This is a genomic window from Ruegeria halocynthiae (assembly GCF_900106805.1).
Taxonomy (GTDB): Bacteria; Pseudomonadota; Alphaproteobacteria; order Rhodobacterales; family Rhodobacteraceae; genus Ruegeria; species Ruegeria halocynthiae.
Window position 1 is genome coordinate 1 of sequence record NZ_FNNP01000011.1, and the last position, 18,676, is coordinate 18,676.

Sequence of the window (18,676 nt, forward strand, 5' to 3'; positions counted from 1 at the left end):
GCGACGCCGGTTGGAGCAGGAGCTATCCACCCCATCGGGTTCGACGGGCCGCAGTGCAGCGACTGTAGAGTGGTGCGAAAGGCAGGAAAGGGCCGAGTGCGACAATGGTACCGCGCCATGCGACGATGATGCTGCAAAGCGAAGAACAGCCGCGAAGAGCCCATTCTACTGAATACTACGTCGTGCAAGAATGACAGCTTTTGCGGTACTACGTTCAAAAGTCTGTCAAAACCAACCGGAGTTTTGCTGCATGGTTTTCGTTACGTTGTGAATGAACGGGCCTTGGCAAGAGGTTACAATCGGCGTTGCGTCAGTCTTCGATAAGCAATGGTTTGTTGTTTCTGCGGTGTCGCGCCACGAGATTTTTGATTTGTTTTCCATTCTTAGGGACGAAGCGAGCTGGGGATGGAAGAAAGTCCGGGTCGCAAATTTCCGGAAAAATGGCCTCAATTTCCGCGCGAGCTTCGGTGGTGAGCGCTTTCAACGCTTCAGGTCCAGTGAACAGGCTCTCAGAGGGCGCGCCTTCGGCAGAGATGATTTCGTGCCGGTCAAACAGCAGGTGGAAGTACTCCACGGCTTCGACGCCTTCATCGACAAAGATATCAGGCAGAGCAGTAAGTTTGATTGCAGGAATCAAGACTTCGTGGTTGGCGAACATACGTTCGGAAATTTTGGAACTGACCACCATCCGGTGTTGGCGCGAGACTAGAAGATCCCGTTCCGGCAAGCCATTGCCCAAAGCGCCGGCCACAATCCGTATCGGGCGGAGCTTCGGGTTTCGGTTCAAAGTGTCAAAATCATACGCCCGCGACCCAATCCAACGGATCGTCTGAGGGCCATTTCCAAGGGTCAAGACAACTTCGCCCACAGAAAGCTGTTCAATCAGCCGCGTGCCATCGGGCACAGTGATTTGTACGCCGCGGGTGAAGCAGGGGATAAGACCCTCTTCAAAGGCGACAATCCCAACCACTTCGGTGGTATGATTTGTCTCTGAGTTGTCGGATTGTTCTTCATCGATGTAGACATCGACTGTGGTGCCAGTCTGGTTGGCAATCGAAACAACCGCTGTATCGCCGCCATCAACTGTTTGGGTTTCGGCCAGCACAACGCCATTGGTGAACGTGTCACCCAGCCCAAGGGTGCTTGTATTGTGGGTCACCGTGTCGCCAGAAACGCTGGCGGTACCACTTGTCGTATCACCGCCCGCCTGAATCGCGATCCAGCCGATGGTTTCCGCGGCATGGACACCGTCCTCGTCTTCTTCTTCCTGAAGGGTCAGATCAAATCCAGTGGATGTTATGTTCGACGGGTCACTGTCGACGGTGGTGCCGTCATTGTTCGACATCACAGATGTCAGAACCACCGGCGGATCAGTAAAACCCGCACTGAACGTCTCGGCGCCACCGGTATTCTGACCGGTACTTCCGATTGTACTCGTCCCAGCTTCGATGATGCGCCCGTCGGGAAGCGTGTGCACGCCCTCTTCGATTGCAAGCCAGTTAATGGTTTCGATAGCCGGATGCGCGCCGTCCAGATATTCCCATTCTTCAAGGGTAACGGTGAAGGACGTCGTGTTACCGTCAGCATCCAGCGTTTGGTCGGTAAGTCGCAGATTGAAACTGTCGCCTCCGTTCCCCGTCGCAGTGAAGGCAAAAACAGGGTCGGTCAAGGGCTCCGTCAGGGTAATCGTAAAGGTCGGAGGGTTGTCCGCCGATCCATCTGTTACAAAACTGCCTGATTCACCAATCGCCATTTCAATTTCGGGGCCTACGGCCCTCCCGGTCCTCAAGAATTAGGCATAAGCCAACTGCTCACCGCCCCGGTCTGCGCTGCTGCATTCGAAACAGGCTCGCCGAAACCACCTTATACACCGGGAATCGCGTATTTTGTGGCAATTATTTGAACTGCGCAAGAGAAGCTCTGTTCAGAGGATAGCTCTGCACGGCTAAGCCAATCTCGTCATTCGCAGTTGTGGCCATGGACTTTCGCAACAACGGCCATTGGTGCAACCGCAGCGAAAGCTAAATTTGTCTGCAGATTGTAAGTTCAGCCACAGCATGATCTTGCGCGCGCAGCGAAAGTCGGCAATGCGGGCTGCAAACGCAGAAACGTGGCCCCAGGTTCAAGGTCGGCTCTGGGCCGCGAGTGACTTCACCGATTCAATTGAAGGGCCGCCTCCTTTGTAGCTTGCAAGTCAGTTCAAAGCTCATGTTTAGCAGTGCCAACTAGGCGGAGAGGGCCTCTTCTGTCGACATTTCATGGATGCTGTTAAGTTGGTAACGCTGATCACCGCTGTTTCAAATTTTTCGCAAATATGCCCAAGAGACATACCCCTTGAGCCCACGAGCGCGCTCCAAGGAAACGCGGCACCATCGGGTGCCACCGGTTTGCTCGCAACTGTGAACTCGTAAGGCGGTTCCATTTGGCAGACCAACAATCACAATGTAGCCTGTTCCAGGCCCAGCCCGCATTTTCAGCATGTCACCGTCTTCGACGCCAAACACCTCATATCGTCCGATTGAGGCAGCGGCTGCCGGTTGAACGTACATGGTGGCCCCTAGGAACAATGCCGCTAGGGGTAAGAAGATTGCATTGCGCATCGCGATGTCCTGCTTATTGCCTCAACTACAATCGTAGCATTTCAGGTCACCAAGATGAACAACTCCAAGACAGAAATATGAGAATTGCCAATGCTTCAAGGCGATGTCCGTCGCGTCAAATGATTTCCGCAAATTGAAAATAAAGCGCGGCGCGCTCCCGACGATAGACAAGATGTGGTAAGTCTACTCCATGTTTTGGCGAATGACTAAAACTGTGCTTATCCTTCCGGGAACAGCGCTGATTTACATCCCGATTTTGATCCAATGGTTCAGCGAATGTTGGCCATTTGGTGCAAATGTTGGGACGCGTCTCCATTGGGCTGTGGCGGCGATATTGGCTATCCCAGCGCTTGTTTTGGCTGCCAAAACGATGAAGTTGTTTGTTCATGATGGGCATGGAACTCCGGCACCGTGGGATCCACCTCAAAGATTTGTGGTCAGTGGACCTTATCGCTTTGTACGTAATCCCATGCTTTCATCGGTCATCCTAATGATTTTGGCTGAAGCCATCGCGTTGAGCAGCCCGCTCCTGCTCAGCTGGGCGTTAGTGTTTTTTCTCCTCAATACGGTATACTTCATATTCATAGAAGAGCCGGGGTTGGAACGACGCTTTGGCGAGGAGTACCTACGGTATAAGGCGGCGGTGCCACGATGGGTTCCAATGTTGCGGCCGTACGAACCCCCAGGCACCAACGGCAGTTGAATTGCAAGTTTCCTAGCAGTTTGTGAATTCACAGGAGACCAGATACTACGTGGTAGTGAAAGTCCGGTCTGGTGAAGCCGTACTACCGCACTGGTTTGAACGGTAAACGCGTCGCAGGGTATTTCTGCGAACGATCTAATGGCTGCAGAGAGCCCATAGTTCCGGATGCTGCACCTTGCACCAGTAGCTGCGAAGCGCAGAAAGCCGACTTTTAAAAACCACCTCTCAAAGTGTCACTTGTCTAACCGGATCGGCCCAGGGCGATCGTCAACTGAGTTGACAAAATTTTGACAACACCGATATTGATGGCGTTCGAGATCGGCCTGCTTTGATGGTTATCACCGCATACGACTGACTTGGGAATCGTCTGTCAGGTTGATCAGTTCACAAAATGCCCGGCGTCAGGAGAGATGCGAACCATCAGACAAAAGCTCCATTGCCCCGGCAGTGACTTCGCCCTAGAGCCCAAATTACCGTAGTTCTGCTCTTCAACTAACGGCCGCTCTTACGAGTGCATTCTAGAGGGGGGAGAATGCAATCGAGCCGAGTTTTTGTCCGTTACTTGCGTATGAGCATTGGGCAATCGGTTGTTTCCAATAACTCGCAGAGCACCTTTGCGGTTTGGATCAGATGCTTCTCCCAGCCCTTTTTGCCAACTAATTGAGCCCCAACTGGCATTCCGTTTTTGTCCAAACCCAGCGGTATGATCACTACCGGGTGACCGGTCAGTGATATCGGTGTTACAAATGACGTCAGAGCATCAAAGTAGTTTGCCGGTTTTCCATTGATGACTAGCGGATTGGCGTAGTCGCGCACTCCGTTGTGGTCACTGGTGGGCGCGATGTGTTTGAATGCAGAGGTTGCGGTGACTGGCAACACCCACACACCGTTATCCCCCAGAGAGGCATCTAAAGCAGCAGACAGAATACGCTTTTCGGTGAGTGCGGCATCATAGCGCTTTTGGTTATGTCGATAGCCAAGCATGATATTGGTGATGAATTCTGGCGACCGGCGTGCGCTTGCGCGACCAAAGAAGCGAGTAAGAAGTCTGACAGAGGCAGACAATAGTTCGCCAGTTTCAAAGCCCATAATTTCGCCAAATGCGCGACGGGCGCGCTTGAAGTCGAAATTTTTAGGCTGGCTCCGAGAAACTTGAACTCCGAATTTTGCCCATGCTGTTGAAGCCTTGGCAATGCAACCGGTAATGTCATCGCTTACATCTACTCCGTCACCATCAACGCTCCAAAATACGCGCGGCATAGCAAACTCCATTTGTATCTCATCAGACGGTTCGCTCATATGCGTCCATGCCAAATCCAGGTCTTCGGGCGTTCGGGCAATCGGCCCCATGCGGGCAAAATGCCTTAGCGGCGGCGCTCCGTTTGCCATCATACCCTCATTGGGCAGAGCGTTCTCTGTTGGCAACAAGCTGAAAACGCCACAAAAGGATGCCGGAATCCGCAACGAACCACTTAGGTCTGTGCCTAAATCAAGAAAGCTCAACCCTGCCGCGACGGCGGCTGCACCACCACCGCTGCTGCCGCCAGTCGTATAGCTCAAATCCCATGGATTGTTGGTAGTGCCAAACAGCGGATTGCTGCACTGAAAATCCATCGCTAACGGTGGTAGATTGGTTTTGCCAATGACATGTGCGCCTGCGCTGAGCAGCCGTTCAACCACGGGTGCCGTCTGGGCAGGGCGAAAATCTTTGTGCTGCGTTGATCCAAATGTGCATACCATTGCGGGATGGTGGATTTGGTCTTTGAGCGTGATTGGCAAGCCAGCCAAGGCACCCATGACGTCATTCTGTTGCTTGTCATCGGTCGCTACAATTGCGTTGATCACTGGATCGAGCCGTCGAATGCGATCCAGTTGGTTTTGTGCGACTTGGCTTGCGCTCAGGTGACCGGCATTTAACTTTGCTACAATTTGGGTTGCTGTGTTTTGATGAAGTAGCATTTCGCTTGTCCTTGATTTCCCAATTTGACGTCGAGCTATCAGGCAAACACAGACATTGCTGTTCCGATCATGCTTTTTTTATTGGAATATGAATTCGGGTGAGCTGCCGGGAACGATCCGATGCATCCGTGGGGCTTAGGTAGGCTTCAAATGGGATATCATCCCGCAAAACATAGTCCGTTTGGGGCAGCCAGTTGCGATAAATACGGTTCCATGTCTGATAGAGAAATCTGTAGTCTCCCAAATGTTCAAAGACGGCCCATGCCCCAACTCCAAAGCAGTGCCATTCCTTGCTCCAACTGCTGTTGGTTTGGTCAGAAAACGCGCCGCCGAACCAAATTGGAACACGGTTGTCGTTTAGGTTTTGTGGCGTGTTTGGAAAGCAACTCATCAAGAATAGATTGGGAGGTGTTGTTTCAGCGAGAAGCGTCGAGAATTGTTGACCGATATTCTGGCCCTTTTGCCGAAAAAACTGCCCCTCATAAGTTCCGTACGATTGGCGAAACTGAAAGTGAAATGGGAGCAGATTGACGACGCCAACGGCTTCAATGCTCTTGTTAGGGGGGGCGCTGATAAGAAATCGCCGATCTAAATCAACGCCTTTTCGCGCGACTTCTGGATTATTGCGAAAGGCGGTGGGGCTAACACCGAACTGCTTCTTGAATGCTTTGGAAAACGCGCTGTGCGTTTGAAAACCGCAGTCTAGTGAGAGTTGCAACAAGTTGACGCTTGAGCAATTTTTCAATCCTATTGCGGCGGCTTCCAGCCGACGCGCGGTAACATACTGGCTAACCGGTTCACCCATGTATGCGCAAAATAGGCGCTGAAAATGAAAGTGCGATAAATGAGCATACTTAGCAATGTCGGAAGCTCGTAAGGTTGCCGAAAGGTTCTCCTCGATGTAAAGAGCCGCCTTTGTGATCTTTGCCCTGTTTTTGTCTTCTGTCTTCATATTTGCAGACTAGCAACTGCCCGGTGAGGTTGTATAGGGATAGGAGACCTTGGATCTTCTGCAACGAAAGGCAGCAAAGTTCGCATCTCGAAAACTATGTCACTTAGTCGGAAAAATCTGCTTTCGACTACGACCAGTCATAGGGGATCAGACATGTAGTCGCTCGTTTCTCAAATGATGAACTGCCCAAATGCACATTGTCCTCTGGATTGGTCCAGACCCCTGGTGAACTGCTTTTTACCTCTCGGATCCGGTTCTCACCAAGGTGGGCGCGTTCCCGGTCTCGATGCGCTCTTCAAAGCTCAACCCACCCGGGTGGTCCTCAAGGCGCTTTGGCAGCATTGCAAGGAATGCATCCATTTCAATGTGCAAAAAATGGTTGCACGGTTATGTTCTGAAGCGCCTTTGCAATGGAGCTTTTTCCAACGCTCCCGACACCATTCAGAAGTATTACTGTTGCCATGGGTCTCGTGCCTGACTGGTCGATTTCTGAACTGAATTAGTTGATCGAAGGAGGCGGTGGAGGCTCGGTTGCCATCGTAACGTCAACGGCTTCCGGCCAACCGAAATCCGTTGTCCCATCCGGCAGTCCCAGAATGCGGTCGATGGTTTGGAACTGCATGTCGATTGCGGCCTGCAAATTCCGAGCAGCATGGTCCGCCGTATCAGTCCCTCGCGCCTCAATCGCGCGCAACAGAGCGAGGTCCATAAAGGTGCTCAGGAACAAAATGAGCTCTGCAGCGGTATCAACATCCGCGACATTAAACGTGCCATCATCTCGACCTTTCTGAATGATCCTGGTTAGGACGGGCATGGCACCTGTTCTGACCCTGCGCTTGAACTGTTCCAGCAGGACCAGATTTTTGTCCTGGTTCATGACCCTGAAGAATTCGACCTGACCAGGATAGTCATGTTCGCGAAGGTAGTTTGCCCGCAGGTGAGTGAAACTGCGCAGCAGTTTAAGCGCAGAGGACGTCTCGTCAGAGGCAACAAGGTCCATCTGCGAAAAGACACCCTCTGCCATTCCGTCCAAGACACCAAACAGCAGTTCGTCCTTGGATTTGAAGTGATGATAAAAACCACCTTTTGAAACACCGGCCAGATCTAGCACATCCTGTACGGTCGTATCTTCGAACCCTTTGGAAAAGAACAATATCTGAGCGCATCCCAATAACTGATCGCGACGTTCCTTGGGCGGCATGTTCTTCCGCTTCGTAGTTTTCATCCATATTCCTCTTGCAAACCGACCGGCGGTCTGCAAATACAGACCCATGGTCGGTTTGTAGCCCGACTCATCTGGCAGAGCAATGTAATTCACCTGCCAACCCAAGTTTAACGATGCGTTTACGCAGCCCAATTCCGGAAGCAATAGTGCTTTGCGGACCCGGTTGAGTTGCGCTCACTATGCAGGATTGAATGCCATGAATGCTCTTGTCTGTGGGAATATTTCACCACCCAAGTTGCGGCGAATGTCGCGCCTGGCGGGTATTCGCGAATTGCTCCGGATTCTGATCGCAAATTATCTGAAGCAGTGTGGGGCTCTGCGAGCTGAAACCCGGACAAGCTTGAAGCAGAAGCCCCCAAAGCAACTCAAAATTCAATCAGGATATGGAAAGGCTATGAAAAGGCGCTTTAAATCACTGGGGCCGGAGAACCCGGCATCTATTGAGGCAAGTCGAAATCGAAGGTTTTCAATGCGACGCATTGCCAACTCCGGTCAGTTTGTACGTTCAGTGTTTGTCGCGCTCATCTGTGGTGCCGCTCTGAGTGGATGTGCCGCCAACATGGCAGCGACAGGCAGAGATGGCCCTGATCTGAGCGTCGTTAGCCAGGAGGCCACCCGGTTCAATGTTGAACGCCAGTTGGGCTCACCCGATGAACTGCAACAACAAGCCAATGGCGATTGGGTGGCCATCTATGATGTTGAGCCCAGGACAAAACCAAACCTTGTTCGTGCGGCAGGCCACGGAACACTTGATCTTTTTACATTTGGGCTTTGGGAAGTAGTTGGTGGCCCGCTGGAGGTGGCACATGCGCGCAGGGTGCTGGTCACTGCCCGATATGACCAATCAGGGAAACTGCTTCAAATGACCAGCAAACCCAAACCCCTCCTCTAATCCGAGTGTTGGATCACCGCTGGGTCGAAATGAGAAAGCGGTAACTTCAAAACCTCCGCTAACGGACAGTCACTCTCGCTGGTGCATCACACATGGCCAGCGCCCAGGCGGCCTGTCCAAAAAAGCAAGAAAACGGAACTATTGAATGAAAACCATCACGACGATCACACTGGCAGCCCTGATGCCTACCTTGTCCTTGGCAGATGAAAGCTGGACCGGCTTCAATGCGGGCTTGCAGCTATCCACAATCGATGTCTCCGACGGCAATAACGACAATGGAAATGCAGCTCTGGGTCTCCATGCCGGTTATCTTCACGATTTTGACGGCTACGTAATCGGTGGAGAACTTACGTATGACGCGGGTGCTGAGGTTGAGTCCGGAGGGAAAACCGAAAAAGTCGATACTGTACGCCTGAAGTTCAAAGGTGGGCATGTATTTGGCCGGACGTACCTCTATGGCGTGGTTGGCTATGCAAACATTGATGGCGGTTTCAAGAGCGAAGATGGTTACTCCGCCGGTGTTGGTGCGACCTATCGCGCGACGGACAAGATCTTGGTCGGTCTGGAGTACCTGCGAGACGCATACGACACGTCAGGTGATGACATCACGGCTGACTCCGTCGCGCTTCGTGTGTCCTACAAGTTCTAGCTGAAGCCATTCGAGAATTCCAAAATGGCTGGGGCCCTCAATCATGCTTCCCTTTATCCTCACTTTCAATCCTGGGAGGCGTCAGGTGACTAAAGTGCCATCACTAAAGGTCGAGCGGCTACTTCTACGACTACCAATTATGGAAACTTGGCTCGGCTATCTTTCTTTTATGGACTCGAAACGCCCAGCGTTCATGGGCGGTCCTGTTTCCCCGCGCATACTTGAAAGCTCCAGCGAAGAGTTTTACCCGTATCGACGGCGCCGCCCATATGGTGATGTACGACCAACCCATTGCCTGGGCTGAAGCCCTGGTTCAAATAAGAAACCAGACACCTACCAACTGACGAGCGGGGCGGTGTCTCGTCACACACCTCAACCAATCCAACCCCTCTCATTTTCGGAGCGGTGGATCCAGGAGTTGCACAGATGGATATAGCTCGATTTTCAGAACGCCTCATGGGCATGAAGGACGAGGTTTGGCTGCGACATGCAAACCCTTGGTCCGTTTGGACCCGCGTGTTGACGCCGCTGCCGCTTCTGGCGCTGGCGCTCTGGAGCAGAGCATGGATTGGTTATTGGGCGTGGCTTGCGGTGGGCGTCGTTCTTGTCTGGATATGGATCAACCCACGCGCTTTTTCGCGGCCGGAAACTTTCGACAGTTGGTCCGCGCAAGGTGTTCTCGGCGAGCGTGTCTGGCTGCGACACCGCGATAAGGTTGCTGCTCATCATAAACGCACCGCAAATGCGGTTGCTTTCGCCAGTGGTATGGGTCTGTTGCCGTTTGCATACGGACTATGGGCGTTCGATCTGGGGTTCACTTGCCTCGGCATAGTTGTGATCTCGGGTGGCAAGATGTGGTTTGTTGACCGCATGGCCTGGGTTTGGAGCGACTTCCTGCGCGACAGTGGAACTTTAGATGATCTGACAATTGGGAGTTGAGCAGTGGCACCACATTTACATCACTCGGAAATAGGATCATGAAGAAAGTAGTGTTTTGCCACGGTATGCCCGGCAGCACAGCAGATGCGGAGCTACTAAGTAAGGCCAATCCTGGCATAGAAGTCATTGCTCTAAATTTGCTAAGCTTTGAACCGAAGGCCATCGACGCAGAACTTTGTGACGCCATAGATGCATTGGTTAGTAAAACCGACGACGAGTGTGTTCACGTGGTCGGCTTTTCCATCGGCGCCATGGCGGCAATAAAAGTTGCGGCGTCTAGGCCAAACCTGGTTTGCCAACTAACATTAATATCGCCCGCTGCCCCACTTTTCATAGGTGATTTTCTACCCAAGATGGCGGGAAAGTCTGTTTTTGAATTGGCCATGAAGCGTCCAAGGATACTCCGGTTTCTGACGTGTCTTCAAAGTTTGCTGACCCGGTTTTTTCCAGAAACTATGGTCAAAGTATTGTTCGCAAAGTGCGGCGCTGCGGAAAGAGTTCTTTTAGAAGAAGAGACCTTCAACAGCATTGTGAAAAAGGCGCTATCGGAGAGCTTCGTACAGAGTCCAGCAGCCTATCTTGCATTCATAAGCGCCTATGTCGCGGATTGGAGCGAAACCCTGTCAGCGGTGCAGTGCGACGTCGTCCTTTGGCACGGGACTAATGACACTTGGTCGCCTGTTGAAATGTCTCACTCTCTAAAGGGTGTGTTTGGTGAAAATGCCACAATAAACTTAGTTCAAGGCGCTGAACACTATTCAACCCTAATACAAGCTGAATTGTAGTTAACTCGCAAGATTGACATATTTGGAGTTGTAATATTCTGGGATAATGTACTGATCTCATTGCGAAACACCGCTGGAAAGGGGGCATCTTTGGATCGACCTCCTCGGTTGGAGGCAGTTTGACGTTCAACAGGATCCATCAAGAATTGTATGCGGCATCGCCTCGAAATTCGCCGCATGAAATTCATATGCGGCAAGGTCCGTTGATTCAGTCAATTGATGAGTGGCGGTTCCGGACAGCCTTTGTCCGAACCCGGGGGACTTCTACAGAGTTTTAGTATCAACCACATCCACAATGCGAATGGAGGTTCATGGATTACCAAATTCGACGCGGGTGCGGCAAACCGGGAATTTTGAGCTTCTAATATCACGAATAGGTACGCAATGTGGCACGGCAAGGATCAATCTCAACAAACTTCGCCCAAGAGAACTTTCTAAGCAAACAGGCTAGACACATGATTATCGAAGTTCGTCGCTATACACTAAAACCTGGACGTCGCGAGGAGTTTATCGAATTCTTTGAACAAGAGAACCGCGTTGCATTGCGCGACGCTGGGATGTTGGTCTTTGGCCCTTTGCGGGATCTAGACAATCCTGACAAAGTCCACTGGATGCGGGCCTTCTCGTCGCTCGAGGAGCGAGACAGGATCAAAGATGATTTCTACACAGGATCCGTATGGAATAAGCATATCGAGCCCTTGGTAATGCCCTTAATCGCCCACTTCGAGGCGGATGTGACCGAAACAACACACGGGTTTGAGAATTTCAGCGGTGGCGTTTCCCTCTGAATTCAGAGACCCACAAGCCGAGGGGCTGATAAAAGAGAACAAGACCCACTCCACAATATCGATTGCTGTCATTGGCCGGTGCGCGGTAAGCGGTGATGGCTCGAAAAAGGCCTTGATCGGATGGCAAAATAACGTCGCCACTACACATCCAACTAATCGGAAGCTATGATGGCATGAGATTTCGAAAGCAAGTCGACGCTCAGATCAGGACTATTGCAGCCAACTGAACATTGTTGTTACGCCGACCGAAAATGGGCGATCTCTGCATCCACGAACGAAACAGGATATCGGAGCAGTTGCAGCGAATTCACCCTTTTGTCCGCGCTCAAGACCTCGGCTATGACCAAAATCGAGTAGGTGCAGCGAACGACGGCTTTGTGGGCTGCGACTGCAGCACCAAGGCATTAGGTTGGATGTCGGCAAAGGGCCGTTAATGATGGCGCTGGCGGCTGCTCACCTGCGGTTGGCGGACAGCCATTTACCAGAACTCCCTTGCGCGAACTTAACGCAAAGCGGTCTCAGTCGTTCCTGGCAATGTGCTAGACTGCCGTGAAACAGAATGGGGCCCAACATGACTTCGCATGAGAACAAGCGCAGGCTCTTTGAAGTTGTTGGTGAAAATCCAAAAGCCCATTTGAGCCCGTACTGCTGGCGCAGCCGCATGGCGCTGGCGCATAAACAACTAAGTTTTAACTCAGAGCCGTGGCACATAACCGAAAAGCAACGGATCGCACGATCCGGCGGTGTGACGGCGCCGGTTCTGGTGGATGGCAATCAGTGGGTCCGGGACAGCTGGTGCATTGCGTCTTATCTGGAGGACGCCTATCCGGGCCATCCACTGTTTGCCAGCCCATCCGACAAAGCAAAGTCTCTGTTCGTCAATCACTGGGCAGACAACACTCTGCACCCTCTGATCTTTTGCGCTGTTATAGCGGAGCAATTTCCCCTGACGGCGAAGTGCGACAAGGATTACTATCGGGAACGAACCCAGCGCAAATTCGGCCAGACCATCGAAGAAATCGGAGCTGACCCAGAATCCGCACGTCACGCGATCAAACAAGCGCTGTGCCCGATTGAGGCAACGCTCGCCGAAAGCCCGTTCCTGGGCGGCGTAGTGCCAGATTATTCGGACTATATACTGTTCGGTTCATTCCAGTGGGCCCGGGTTGTCAGTCTGACGGCATTCTGGCCGCCAGAGAACGCTCTGCACCGCTGGTTCGAAGAACTGCTCGATGCATTCGATGGAATGGGGCGGGCACAACCGCCGCGCAGCGCGTTTTAAGGCAGTAACTCTGATCGGTGGGTGCGAATATAATCTGCCGTGCGAAACACCAACGCAGCCAGCGTAGCCGTCGGGTTGATGGCGCCGGGCGTTGGAAACAGGCTTGCGCCGGCGACAAACAGATTGTCGATCTCATGCACCTGCCCATATGAATTCGTGACCGATGCCGATGCATCGTCGCCCATGATTGTTCCGCCCATCATGTGCATAGGATTTCGCTGGCCCGCCCAGGCATCAGTAGCCCCCGCCGCATTGAAGATACGAAGACCCTCGGTCCTGGCCAAATCTAATCTCGAGGCATTTGCCTGTGGAAGAGAGTTTTGCACATGGGCTTGCGGTAACCCATATCGATCTTTTTTTGATGGGTCGAGCGTGACGCGGTTTTCCGGAATACTATCTTCCTCGCACAACACTGTCATATTACCATAGTGCAAACTGGCTTGACGCAAATATGCGTCCAAAGTCTCGCCATACAATTCGGGTTTGGCCAGAGCAGTTCCCAACAGATCGTTGGGTTTTGCAGCCTGTCCGACAAGCCACGCGCGGCTGCCAAAGGCACCTTTTGCCGGTTGCTTGTCCTCATAGCCCTCAAGACAAAGCGTGTTAGCACCCGACACACCCAAATGGGGTTCCGTTTCCTGAGTAAAAAGCCCGTGGATGGTCGTAAGTGCGTGAGACGTAAAATGGCGTCCCAGGGTTTCGTTGCCATTGCCAAGCCCATTAGGATGCTTGTCGTTGGCGGACAGCATCAGCAACCGTGCATTCCAGATTGTGTGGCACGCCGAGATAACGATGTCGGCAGGTTGCAGGTTTTCCCGACCCTGTTCATCAAGATACACAACCCCGGTTGCCTTAGACCCTGAAGGGTCTGTTTCAACCCGTTCTGCATAGGCGTTGTGGCGTAGTTCAACCCCAGCTTTTCGGGCCCGTGGCCATTGCAGAACCAAGGGATTTGCCAAAGCCCCAATCGGACATCCGGCATCACACCAGCCGTCAAGCAGGCAACTCGTCCGACCGTCATAGGGAACGGAGTTTACCGCCAATGTGTTTGTCGTGAGTTTCAGCCCCTCAGCATCAAAACCGGGTTTGATGGCCTGAGACTGTTTGGACAGGGGTATGGCAGGCATGGGATACGGCTCGCCGGGCGGCGCATTTGTGTCTTCATCGCCAGAAACGCCAAAATAAGACTGCGCACGGTCATACCATGGCCGCAGGTCATCATATCCAATGGGCCAGTCCAGACTTCGCCCGTACAAGGATTTAACGTGAAAGTCGTCCGGATGCAGCCGATACCAATTTGCGTACCAATGCAAACCGGCCCCGCCGGTCCCCCAACCCATGGCAAAGTTTGCGGCCCCCACCAGATCGCCTGACTCCCGGACCTCCGGCCCGGCCCATCTGAGCCGCCGGGACCAGATCTGAGAACTGATCATATCCGAAAGCTGCCGTTCCGGCCCGGCTTCCAGGACCAGCACGGTGAACCCCGCTTCACCCAGCTCCGCCGCCATCGTACTGCCGGCGATGCCAGAGCCGATGACGACGACTTCGACCTTATCGTGTGAGATTTTGGTCATTGGTTCTCTTTGTTTTGGGTTTCTCCTCGGTTAGCAGAATTGCTACCAAGACCGGGGTGGCGGAATATGCGCAAGATAAGGAACATTCAGATCCACAAATCCCAACTGCGTGCCGTAGACAACATCCACCGCGTCGCTGCGCGAAATGAAATAGAAGAAGTTCGGATCTGGATCGGTCCAGACCTGCGTTTCCGACGCAATTGCCGCCTCAACCAATTTCATCCGCTGAACAACCGTCGCCCGTGCAAAGGACAAGCCAAACCGGTGCAGGCATTCTTTTTCAATGCCCATGATCCCATTGCGGTAAAATCCTGCCATGTCGCTGGCATCGAGGTATCTGAGAAGTAACAGGGACGCGGCCTGATCTCCTGCGAGGTTTTCGTCGACAAACCTGGCGACTCCGGCCTGGTCTGCGCCAGAAACGATGGACGTACACCATGCAGCCAGAGTCTCAGCTTCGGTTGTTGTGAGTACCTTGTAGCTTTCGTTTTCGATGGTCTTTGCCTCCGCGTTTCGGGAAAGGCTGCGAATTACGATGTTTACCCAGAACGTGGTCGGAATCACACGAGTCAAAAAGCGTCGTCTTCCCATCATTTGACCTGTCTCCACCTATTGCAAACAGATGCCCTGATCACCGGGCTGGACCCACGTTATCAGTTTCCGGTCAAACCGTCATACACGCCTAACTACCGACGAAATCCAAACTCGGTTTCAAAGATTGCGGGAGACATTCCTTTGAACAGATCGCCCAGCTTTTCAAGCTCAGCCTGAGGGCCATGTAATTCGACCCCGGTGATCTCGACAAGCTGTTGCGTGAGCTCAAAGATGTGGTTGCCCAATTCCATATGACGGATCACTGCATCGGCGTTGTCATAGTCTTCGCGGGATACAACCTTTCCACTGGCACCGAAACTGTAGGCTGACGCCAAATGGCCGGGTTCTTGCCTACGCAGTTCAATCATTTTGGAACAATTTTCTCTAAATGCCGCTGCATGCGATCCTAGGATCGTCATATAGCCAACGACAGTTACAATCTGCGGGACGGACACGATAATTTCTCCTACAATTCGATTTTGAATACACCACAAGAATAAGTGTATTCCGCCCGCAGGTAAAATGATGGTGGGTACCCTAGTTCGGACACCAAGGAACACAGATATTTTCGGCCATGAGTAAAATCGTACATGCATAACAAAAGCATCCAGCACTGGTTACCACCATACTCCCAATCTCTGGGCCTCGAACTGGTGTCCGTTTCAATGGAGGAGGTGGTGGCGAAACTGCTCGTCCGAGAAGACATGGGCAACCGAAACGAGGTGATGCATGGTGGTGCGATCATGGGGGCAGCAGACTCCATAGGAGGAGTAGCCGCGGCAGTGAACCTTGACAAAGATGCCAGTACAACAACTCTGGAGAGCAAGACAAACTTCATCCGATCTGTGCGGATTGGCGACGAGATCACTTTGACCTGTATTCCCCTGCATCGCGGTCGAAAAACAATGATTTGGCAGACCACGATTACCCGACCCGATGGCGGTACTGCGGCGATTGTGACCCAAACACAACTCACTCTGGGTTGGAACGGTTAAATCATCAGATTCATAGCTGGGTGTCTGACGTCAGCGCCTATGGGTCCAAATAGCTGCATTTGATAAGGGAGAGTTTCTGGCTCATCGTAATCACTAGGCTCAGGACTCATAACCAGAATATGACTGTTGCGGCGAGAGCTATTGCAGATAAGAAGACCTTGGGGCAGCGGTCATAGCGGGTTGCGACACGCCGCCAGTCTTTCAGTCGACCAAACATGATCTCTGTGCGGTTGCGCCTTTTGTATCGACGCTTATCATATTTGACTGCTTTGTCGCGGGACTTTCGCCCAGGGAGGCAGGGCGTTATTCCCATATCTATAAGGGCTTCGCGGAACCAATCCGCATCATACCCTCGGCTTCCCAATAACCAATCGGCTGCTGGGGAACTATTCACCAATGCTCTAGCTCCAGTGTAGTCGCTGACCTGACCTGCGGTAAGAAAGAACCGGATTGGTCGCCCAGTCGTATCGGTCACGGCATGCAACTTTGTGTTCATACCGCCCTTTGTCCGTCCAATCAGACGTCCACGCCCCCTTATTTCAGCCCCAGACTGGAGGCTGTGCGGTGCGCCTTGAGATCGGTCGCGTCAATGGAGATTGTTTTGTTGTCGGGCGCTTCAGCCGCCAGTCCGACCATGATCCCAGCAAATATGCCCATGTCGCTCCACCGTTTTCAGCGGTTGTAGAGTGTCTTCGGAGAGCCATACTCCGAAGGTGCATCACACCAGCGTAACCCATTGTGGTTCATAAATATAATACCACTCAAAACACGCTTGTTATCAACGCGAGGTTTGCCCCGGCTCTTTGGAAAATACGGCGTAAGCCGCAGCATCTGATCGTCGCTCAGCCAAAACAGATTACTCATCATGCCCCCAATCGTTTGGGCTCGTGAATCACACAGATCAGTCAAGCTCAATGCCGTTTATGGGTCCTGAGCTTAATGACGCTCAGTATTTTCCTATTGAAGAAGCTCGGAGATATGTCGGACCAATTGCGTCGGTCATCGTCATCGAACACAACGGTCATGCTCGCGCGCACCCAGACGCGCAGATCATGCGCCCTCATCTGGCCGGGGATGTAGGTGGTCTGAGTGGCGAAGACGTGGTCATGACCAATTGCGCAATGGCCAATCTCGGTCAGGGGTACTCTCCACGAATAGAAGGACGACGGTTGAACCTCGAGGTTTTGGCCCAGCATGGCAACAACCTAATCTTGCGCGACAACGACACAGGCGAGCCGATCCAGCACGTCTATGGTTTCCGCGAAATAGACCGCAACCCCGACTCCGACGGTCCTGCTTGCCCAATCCGGCCCGAAGCGCAAATGAAGCCTTGGCCCACCTTTCGAATGACGTTTCGGGGTTTCAGAAGGCCTATCCCGAAGGTGAGGTATTTCTGAACAAACCCTCTCCGAACCCCTTGTTGCGGCTGCTGGATACGATGACCGAAGTCACTTTTGGCTGGGGCATCGGGCGCCAACATCAGGAAGACGCGCCCGTAATGGACAACATGGATCGTTCAGACGACCGGCTGCCGAACAAGACCTACGTCTGGGGAGTTACGATTGGCAAAGATGCGGCTTGCTGGACCGATGATTTCATCGTTGGGAATGATTGGATCGTGAATGCCAAAGTCGGTGGACAGGATGTCGTGGTCAGCCTAGATCCGAAGTATGAAAGCCTGGGCGTTTGGTATAACGACTTCAATGAACCCGTGACCCGTTGTGATTTCTGGGGCCATTCAGATCATGGTCAACTAAAACGTGTCGAAACCCTGCGCGCGGGCGTGTTCTGGCACGTCTGGTCCGAGTTTTTCCCAAACACAGATATCAATCGCGTTGGCAGCGGCTCAGTGGCAACCGAAGAAGCTGCAGAATGAAACTCATGGCCAAACAACCACAAACAAACCATCATTTATTCAATCTTTTGTGTTTTTCGGGAGGAACAGGATGAGTTCGTCAACATGGGTGAAATGCTGCGCATGCGGAGCAGCATTATCTGCTGCTGTGGCCACAGCGGCTTCGGCACAACAATCCGATTGGTCCTATGAGGCCACGATCTATCTGTTCATGCCTGAAACGGAGACATCATTGGGCACACCAATGGGCACTTTGGATGGCACACTCAGCTTTTCTGATGCTCTGGAGAACCTCGATTTCGCCTTTATGGGAGCGTTCTCGGCAACCAACGGGCGTTGGCTGATACTTGCAGATTACAACTACACAGATTTGTCATTCAGCAACAGCACACCCGGCCCTGCAAGTGAGGGCCTAGAGACATCATTTACCACACAATACTTGAGTGGTTATCTCGGCTACAAAGTGTATGAATCGCCAACTATCTCAGTGGACGTCGTTGGAGGCTTGCGGTGGTTCAGCACCGAAACGGAGTTCACACTTCTACCCGGCGCGGCACCGGGACGGACGACAACTGCCGACGATAGCTGGATCGACCCGGTCATCGGCGCCAGAGCACACGTTCAATTCTCGAACAAATGGTCGGGCTCCGGTTTTGTCGACTATGGAGGCTTCCGCAGTGGCAGTGAAACCTGGCAGGTTCTGCTGACGGCCGATTATGCAATCAACGACAGATGGCTAATCCGCGGTGGTTATCGCTATATCTCATTCGACCATGAGATCGACGGCAACGATTTTACATTCGATCAATCGGGACCGGTGCTAGGCGCGACTTATCGGTTCTAGACATGGTTATTGGCAAACTCGAAACAAGGTTGTGATGTTT

The 18,676-nt window shown here is 52.5% G+C and carries 18 protein-coding genes and 2 pseudogenes; 10 read left to right on the forward strand and 10 right to left on the reverse strand.

All coding sequences use genetic code 11. The annotated features are described in order from the left end of the window. Positions 1-310: 310 nt before the first annotated feature. Complete coding sequence (locus tag BLU89_RS18280) at positions 311-1,753, reverse strand: Hint domain-containing protein (protein WP_074738734.1); 1,443 nt, start codon at positions 1,751-1,753, stop codon at positions 311-313. Between the two features lie 544 nt (positions 1,754-2,297). Continuing rightward, positions 2,298-2,549, reverse strand: coding sequence for an SH3 domain-containing protein (locus BLU89_RS18285; protein ID WP_425441417.1), 252 nt, complete (start codon positions 2,547-2,549; stop codon positions 2,298-2,300). A 253-nt stretch (positions 2,550-2,802) separates the two neighbouring features. Between BLU89_RS18285 and BLU89_RS18290 the strand changes: the two genes are divergently transcribed. Next, positions 2,803-3,303, forward strand: coding sequence for a methyltransferase family protein (locus BLU89_RS18290; RefSeq protein ID WP_176797722.1), 501 nt, complete (start codon positions 2,803-2,805; stop codon positions 3,301-3,303). A 558-nt stretch (positions 3,304-3,861) separates the two neighbouring features. On the opposite strand, the gene BLU89_RS18295 is transcribed toward BLU89_RS18290, so the two are convergent. The 4 genes from BLU89_RS18295 to BLU89_RS18310 all read right to left on the reverse strand — a co-directional run bounded on the left by BLU89_RS18295 (position 3,862) and on the right by BLU89_RS18310 (position 7,439). After that, positions 3,862-5,262, reverse strand: a complete 1,401-nt coding sequence (locus BLU89_RS18295) for an amidase (protein WP_074738740.1) — start codon at positions 5,260-5,262, stop codon at positions 3,862-3,864. Between the two features lie 67 nt (positions 5,263-5,329). Then, positions 5,330-6,214 carry an AraC family transcriptional regulator gene (locus BLU89_RS18300; protein WP_074738742.1) on the reverse strand — a complete coding sequence of 295 codons (885 nt, stop codon included), beginning with the start codon at positions 6,212-6,214 and terminating at the stop codon, positions 5,330-5,332. Between the two features lie 361 nt (positions 6,215-6,575). Further along, positions 6,576-6,677 carry a phosphotransferase-like protein gene (locus BLU89_RS21980; RefSeq protein WP_074738744.1) on the reverse strand — a complete coding sequence of 34 codons (102 nt, stop codon included), beginning with the start codon at positions 6,675-6,677 and terminating at the stop codon, positions 6,576-6,578. 36 nt (positions 6,678-6,713) lie between these two features. Continuing rightward, complete coding sequence (locus BLU89_RS18310; RefSeq protein ID WP_176797723.1) at positions 6,714-7,439, reverse strand: TetR/AcrR family transcriptional regulator; 726 nt, start codon at positions 7,437-7,439, stop codon at positions 6,714-6,716. A gap of 196 nt (positions 7,440-7,635) precedes the next feature. Between BLU89_RS18310 and BLU89_RS18315 the strand changes: the two genes are divergently transcribed. The 6 genes from BLU89_RS18315 (at position 7,636) to BLU89_RS18340 (ending at position 12,774) form a co-directional block, all read left to right on the forward strand. Continuing rightward, positions 7,636-8,331: a hypothetical protein gene (locus BLU89_RS18315; protein ID WP_143030611.1), complete on the forward strand. Its 696-nt coding sequence runs from the start codon at positions 7,636-7,638 to the stop codon at positions 8,329-8,331. 145 nt (positions 8,332-8,476) lie between these two features. Beyond that, on the forward strand, positions 8,477-8,980 hold the full coding sequence (locus tag BLU89_RS18320) for an outer membrane protein (protein ID WP_074738750.1): 504 nt from the start codon (positions 8,477-8,479) through the stop codon (positions 8,978-8,980). Positions 8,981-9,406: 426 nt separating this feature from the next. After that, the gene (locus BLU89_RS18325; RefSeq protein WP_074738752.1) at positions 9,407-9,919 is read left to right on the forward strand and encodes a DUF6653 family protein; all 513 of its coding nucleotides are present in this window, start codon (positions 9,407-9,409) and stop codon (positions 9,917-9,919) included. Positions 9,920-9,957: 38 nt separating this feature from the next. Next, the gene (locus BLU89_RS18330) at positions 9,958-10,704 is read left to right on the forward strand and encodes an alpha/beta fold hydrolase (protein WP_074738754.1); all 747 of its coding nucleotides are present in this window, start codon (positions 9,958-9,960) and stop codon (positions 10,702-10,704) included. 455 nt (positions 10,705-11,159) lie between these two features. Next, positions 11,160-11,492 carry an antibiotic biosynthesis monooxygenase gene (locus BLU89_RS18335; RefSeq protein WP_074738756.1) on the forward strand — a complete coding sequence of 111 codons (333 nt, stop codon included), beginning with the start codon at positions 11,160-11,162 and terminating at the stop codon, positions 11,490-11,492. A gap of 571 nt (positions 11,493-12,063) precedes the next feature. Further along, positions 12,064-12,774 carry a glutathione S-transferase N-terminal domain-containing protein gene (locus BLU89_RS18340; RefSeq protein ID WP_074738905.1) on the forward strand — a complete coding sequence of 237 codons (711 nt, stop codon included), beginning with the start codon at positions 12,064-12,066 and terminating at the stop codon, positions 12,772-12,774. On the opposite strand, the gene BLU89_RS18345 is transcribed toward BLU89_RS18340, so the two are convergent. The 3 genes from BLU89_RS18345 to BLU89_RS21920 all read right to left on the reverse strand — a co-directional run bounded on the left by BLU89_RS18345 (position 12,771) and on the right by BLU89_RS21920 (position 15,538). Beyond that, positions 12,771-14,348: a GMC family oxidoreductase gene (locus BLU89_RS18345; RefSeq protein ID WP_074738758.1), complete on the reverse strand. Its 1,578-nt coding sequence runs from the start codon at positions 14,346-14,348 to the stop codon at positions 12,771-12,773. The genes BLU89_RS18340 and BLU89_RS18345 overlap by 4 nt on opposite strands. 42 nt (positions 14,349-14,390) lie before the next feature. Further along, the gene (locus tag BLU89_RS18350; protein WP_074738760.1) at positions 14,391-14,942 is read right to left on the reverse strand and encodes a gluconate 2-dehydrogenase subunit 3 family protein; all 552 of its coding nucleotides are present in this window, start codon (positions 14,940-14,942) and stop codon (positions 14,391-14,393) included. A 92-nt stretch (positions 14,943-15,034) separates the two neighbouring features. Beyond that, a complete protein-coding gene (locus tag BLU89_RS21920; RefSeq protein ID WP_342722364.1) occupies positions 15,035-15,538 on the reverse strand; it encodes an antibiotic biosynthesis monooxygenase in 504 nt (167 codons plus the stop codon). On the opposite strand from BLU89_RS21920, the gene BLU89_RS18360 reads away from it, so the two are divergent. Next, positions 15,533-15,937, forward strand: a complete 405-nt coding sequence (locus tag BLU89_RS18360) for a PaaI family thioesterase (protein WP_074738764.1) — start codon at positions 15,533-15,535, stop codon at positions 15,935-15,937. The genes BLU89_RS21920 and BLU89_RS18360 overlap by 6 nt on opposite strands. Positions 15,938-16,043: 106 nt before the next feature. Here the strand turns inward: BLU89_RS18360 and BLU89_RS21130 are convergent. After that, positions 16,044-16,801, reverse strand: a pseudogene (locus tag BLU89_RS21130) (IS5 family transposase). 59 nt (positions 16,802-16,860) lie between these two features. Here BLU89_RS21130 and BLU89_RS21985 point away from each other — a divergent pair. Both BLU89_RS21985 and BLU89_RS18380 read left to right on the forward strand, forming a co-directional pair. After that, a pseudogene (locus BLU89_RS21985) lies at positions 16,861-17,813 on the forward strand (DUF3179 domain-containing (seleno)protein). 70 nt (positions 17,814-17,883) lie between these two features. Then, positions 17,884-18,636: an outer membrane protein gene (locus BLU89_RS18380; RefSeq protein WP_074738768.1), complete on the forward strand. Its 753-nt coding sequence runs from the start codon at positions 17,884-17,886 to the stop codon at positions 18,634-18,636. Positions 18,637-18,676: the final 40 nt, after the last annotated feature.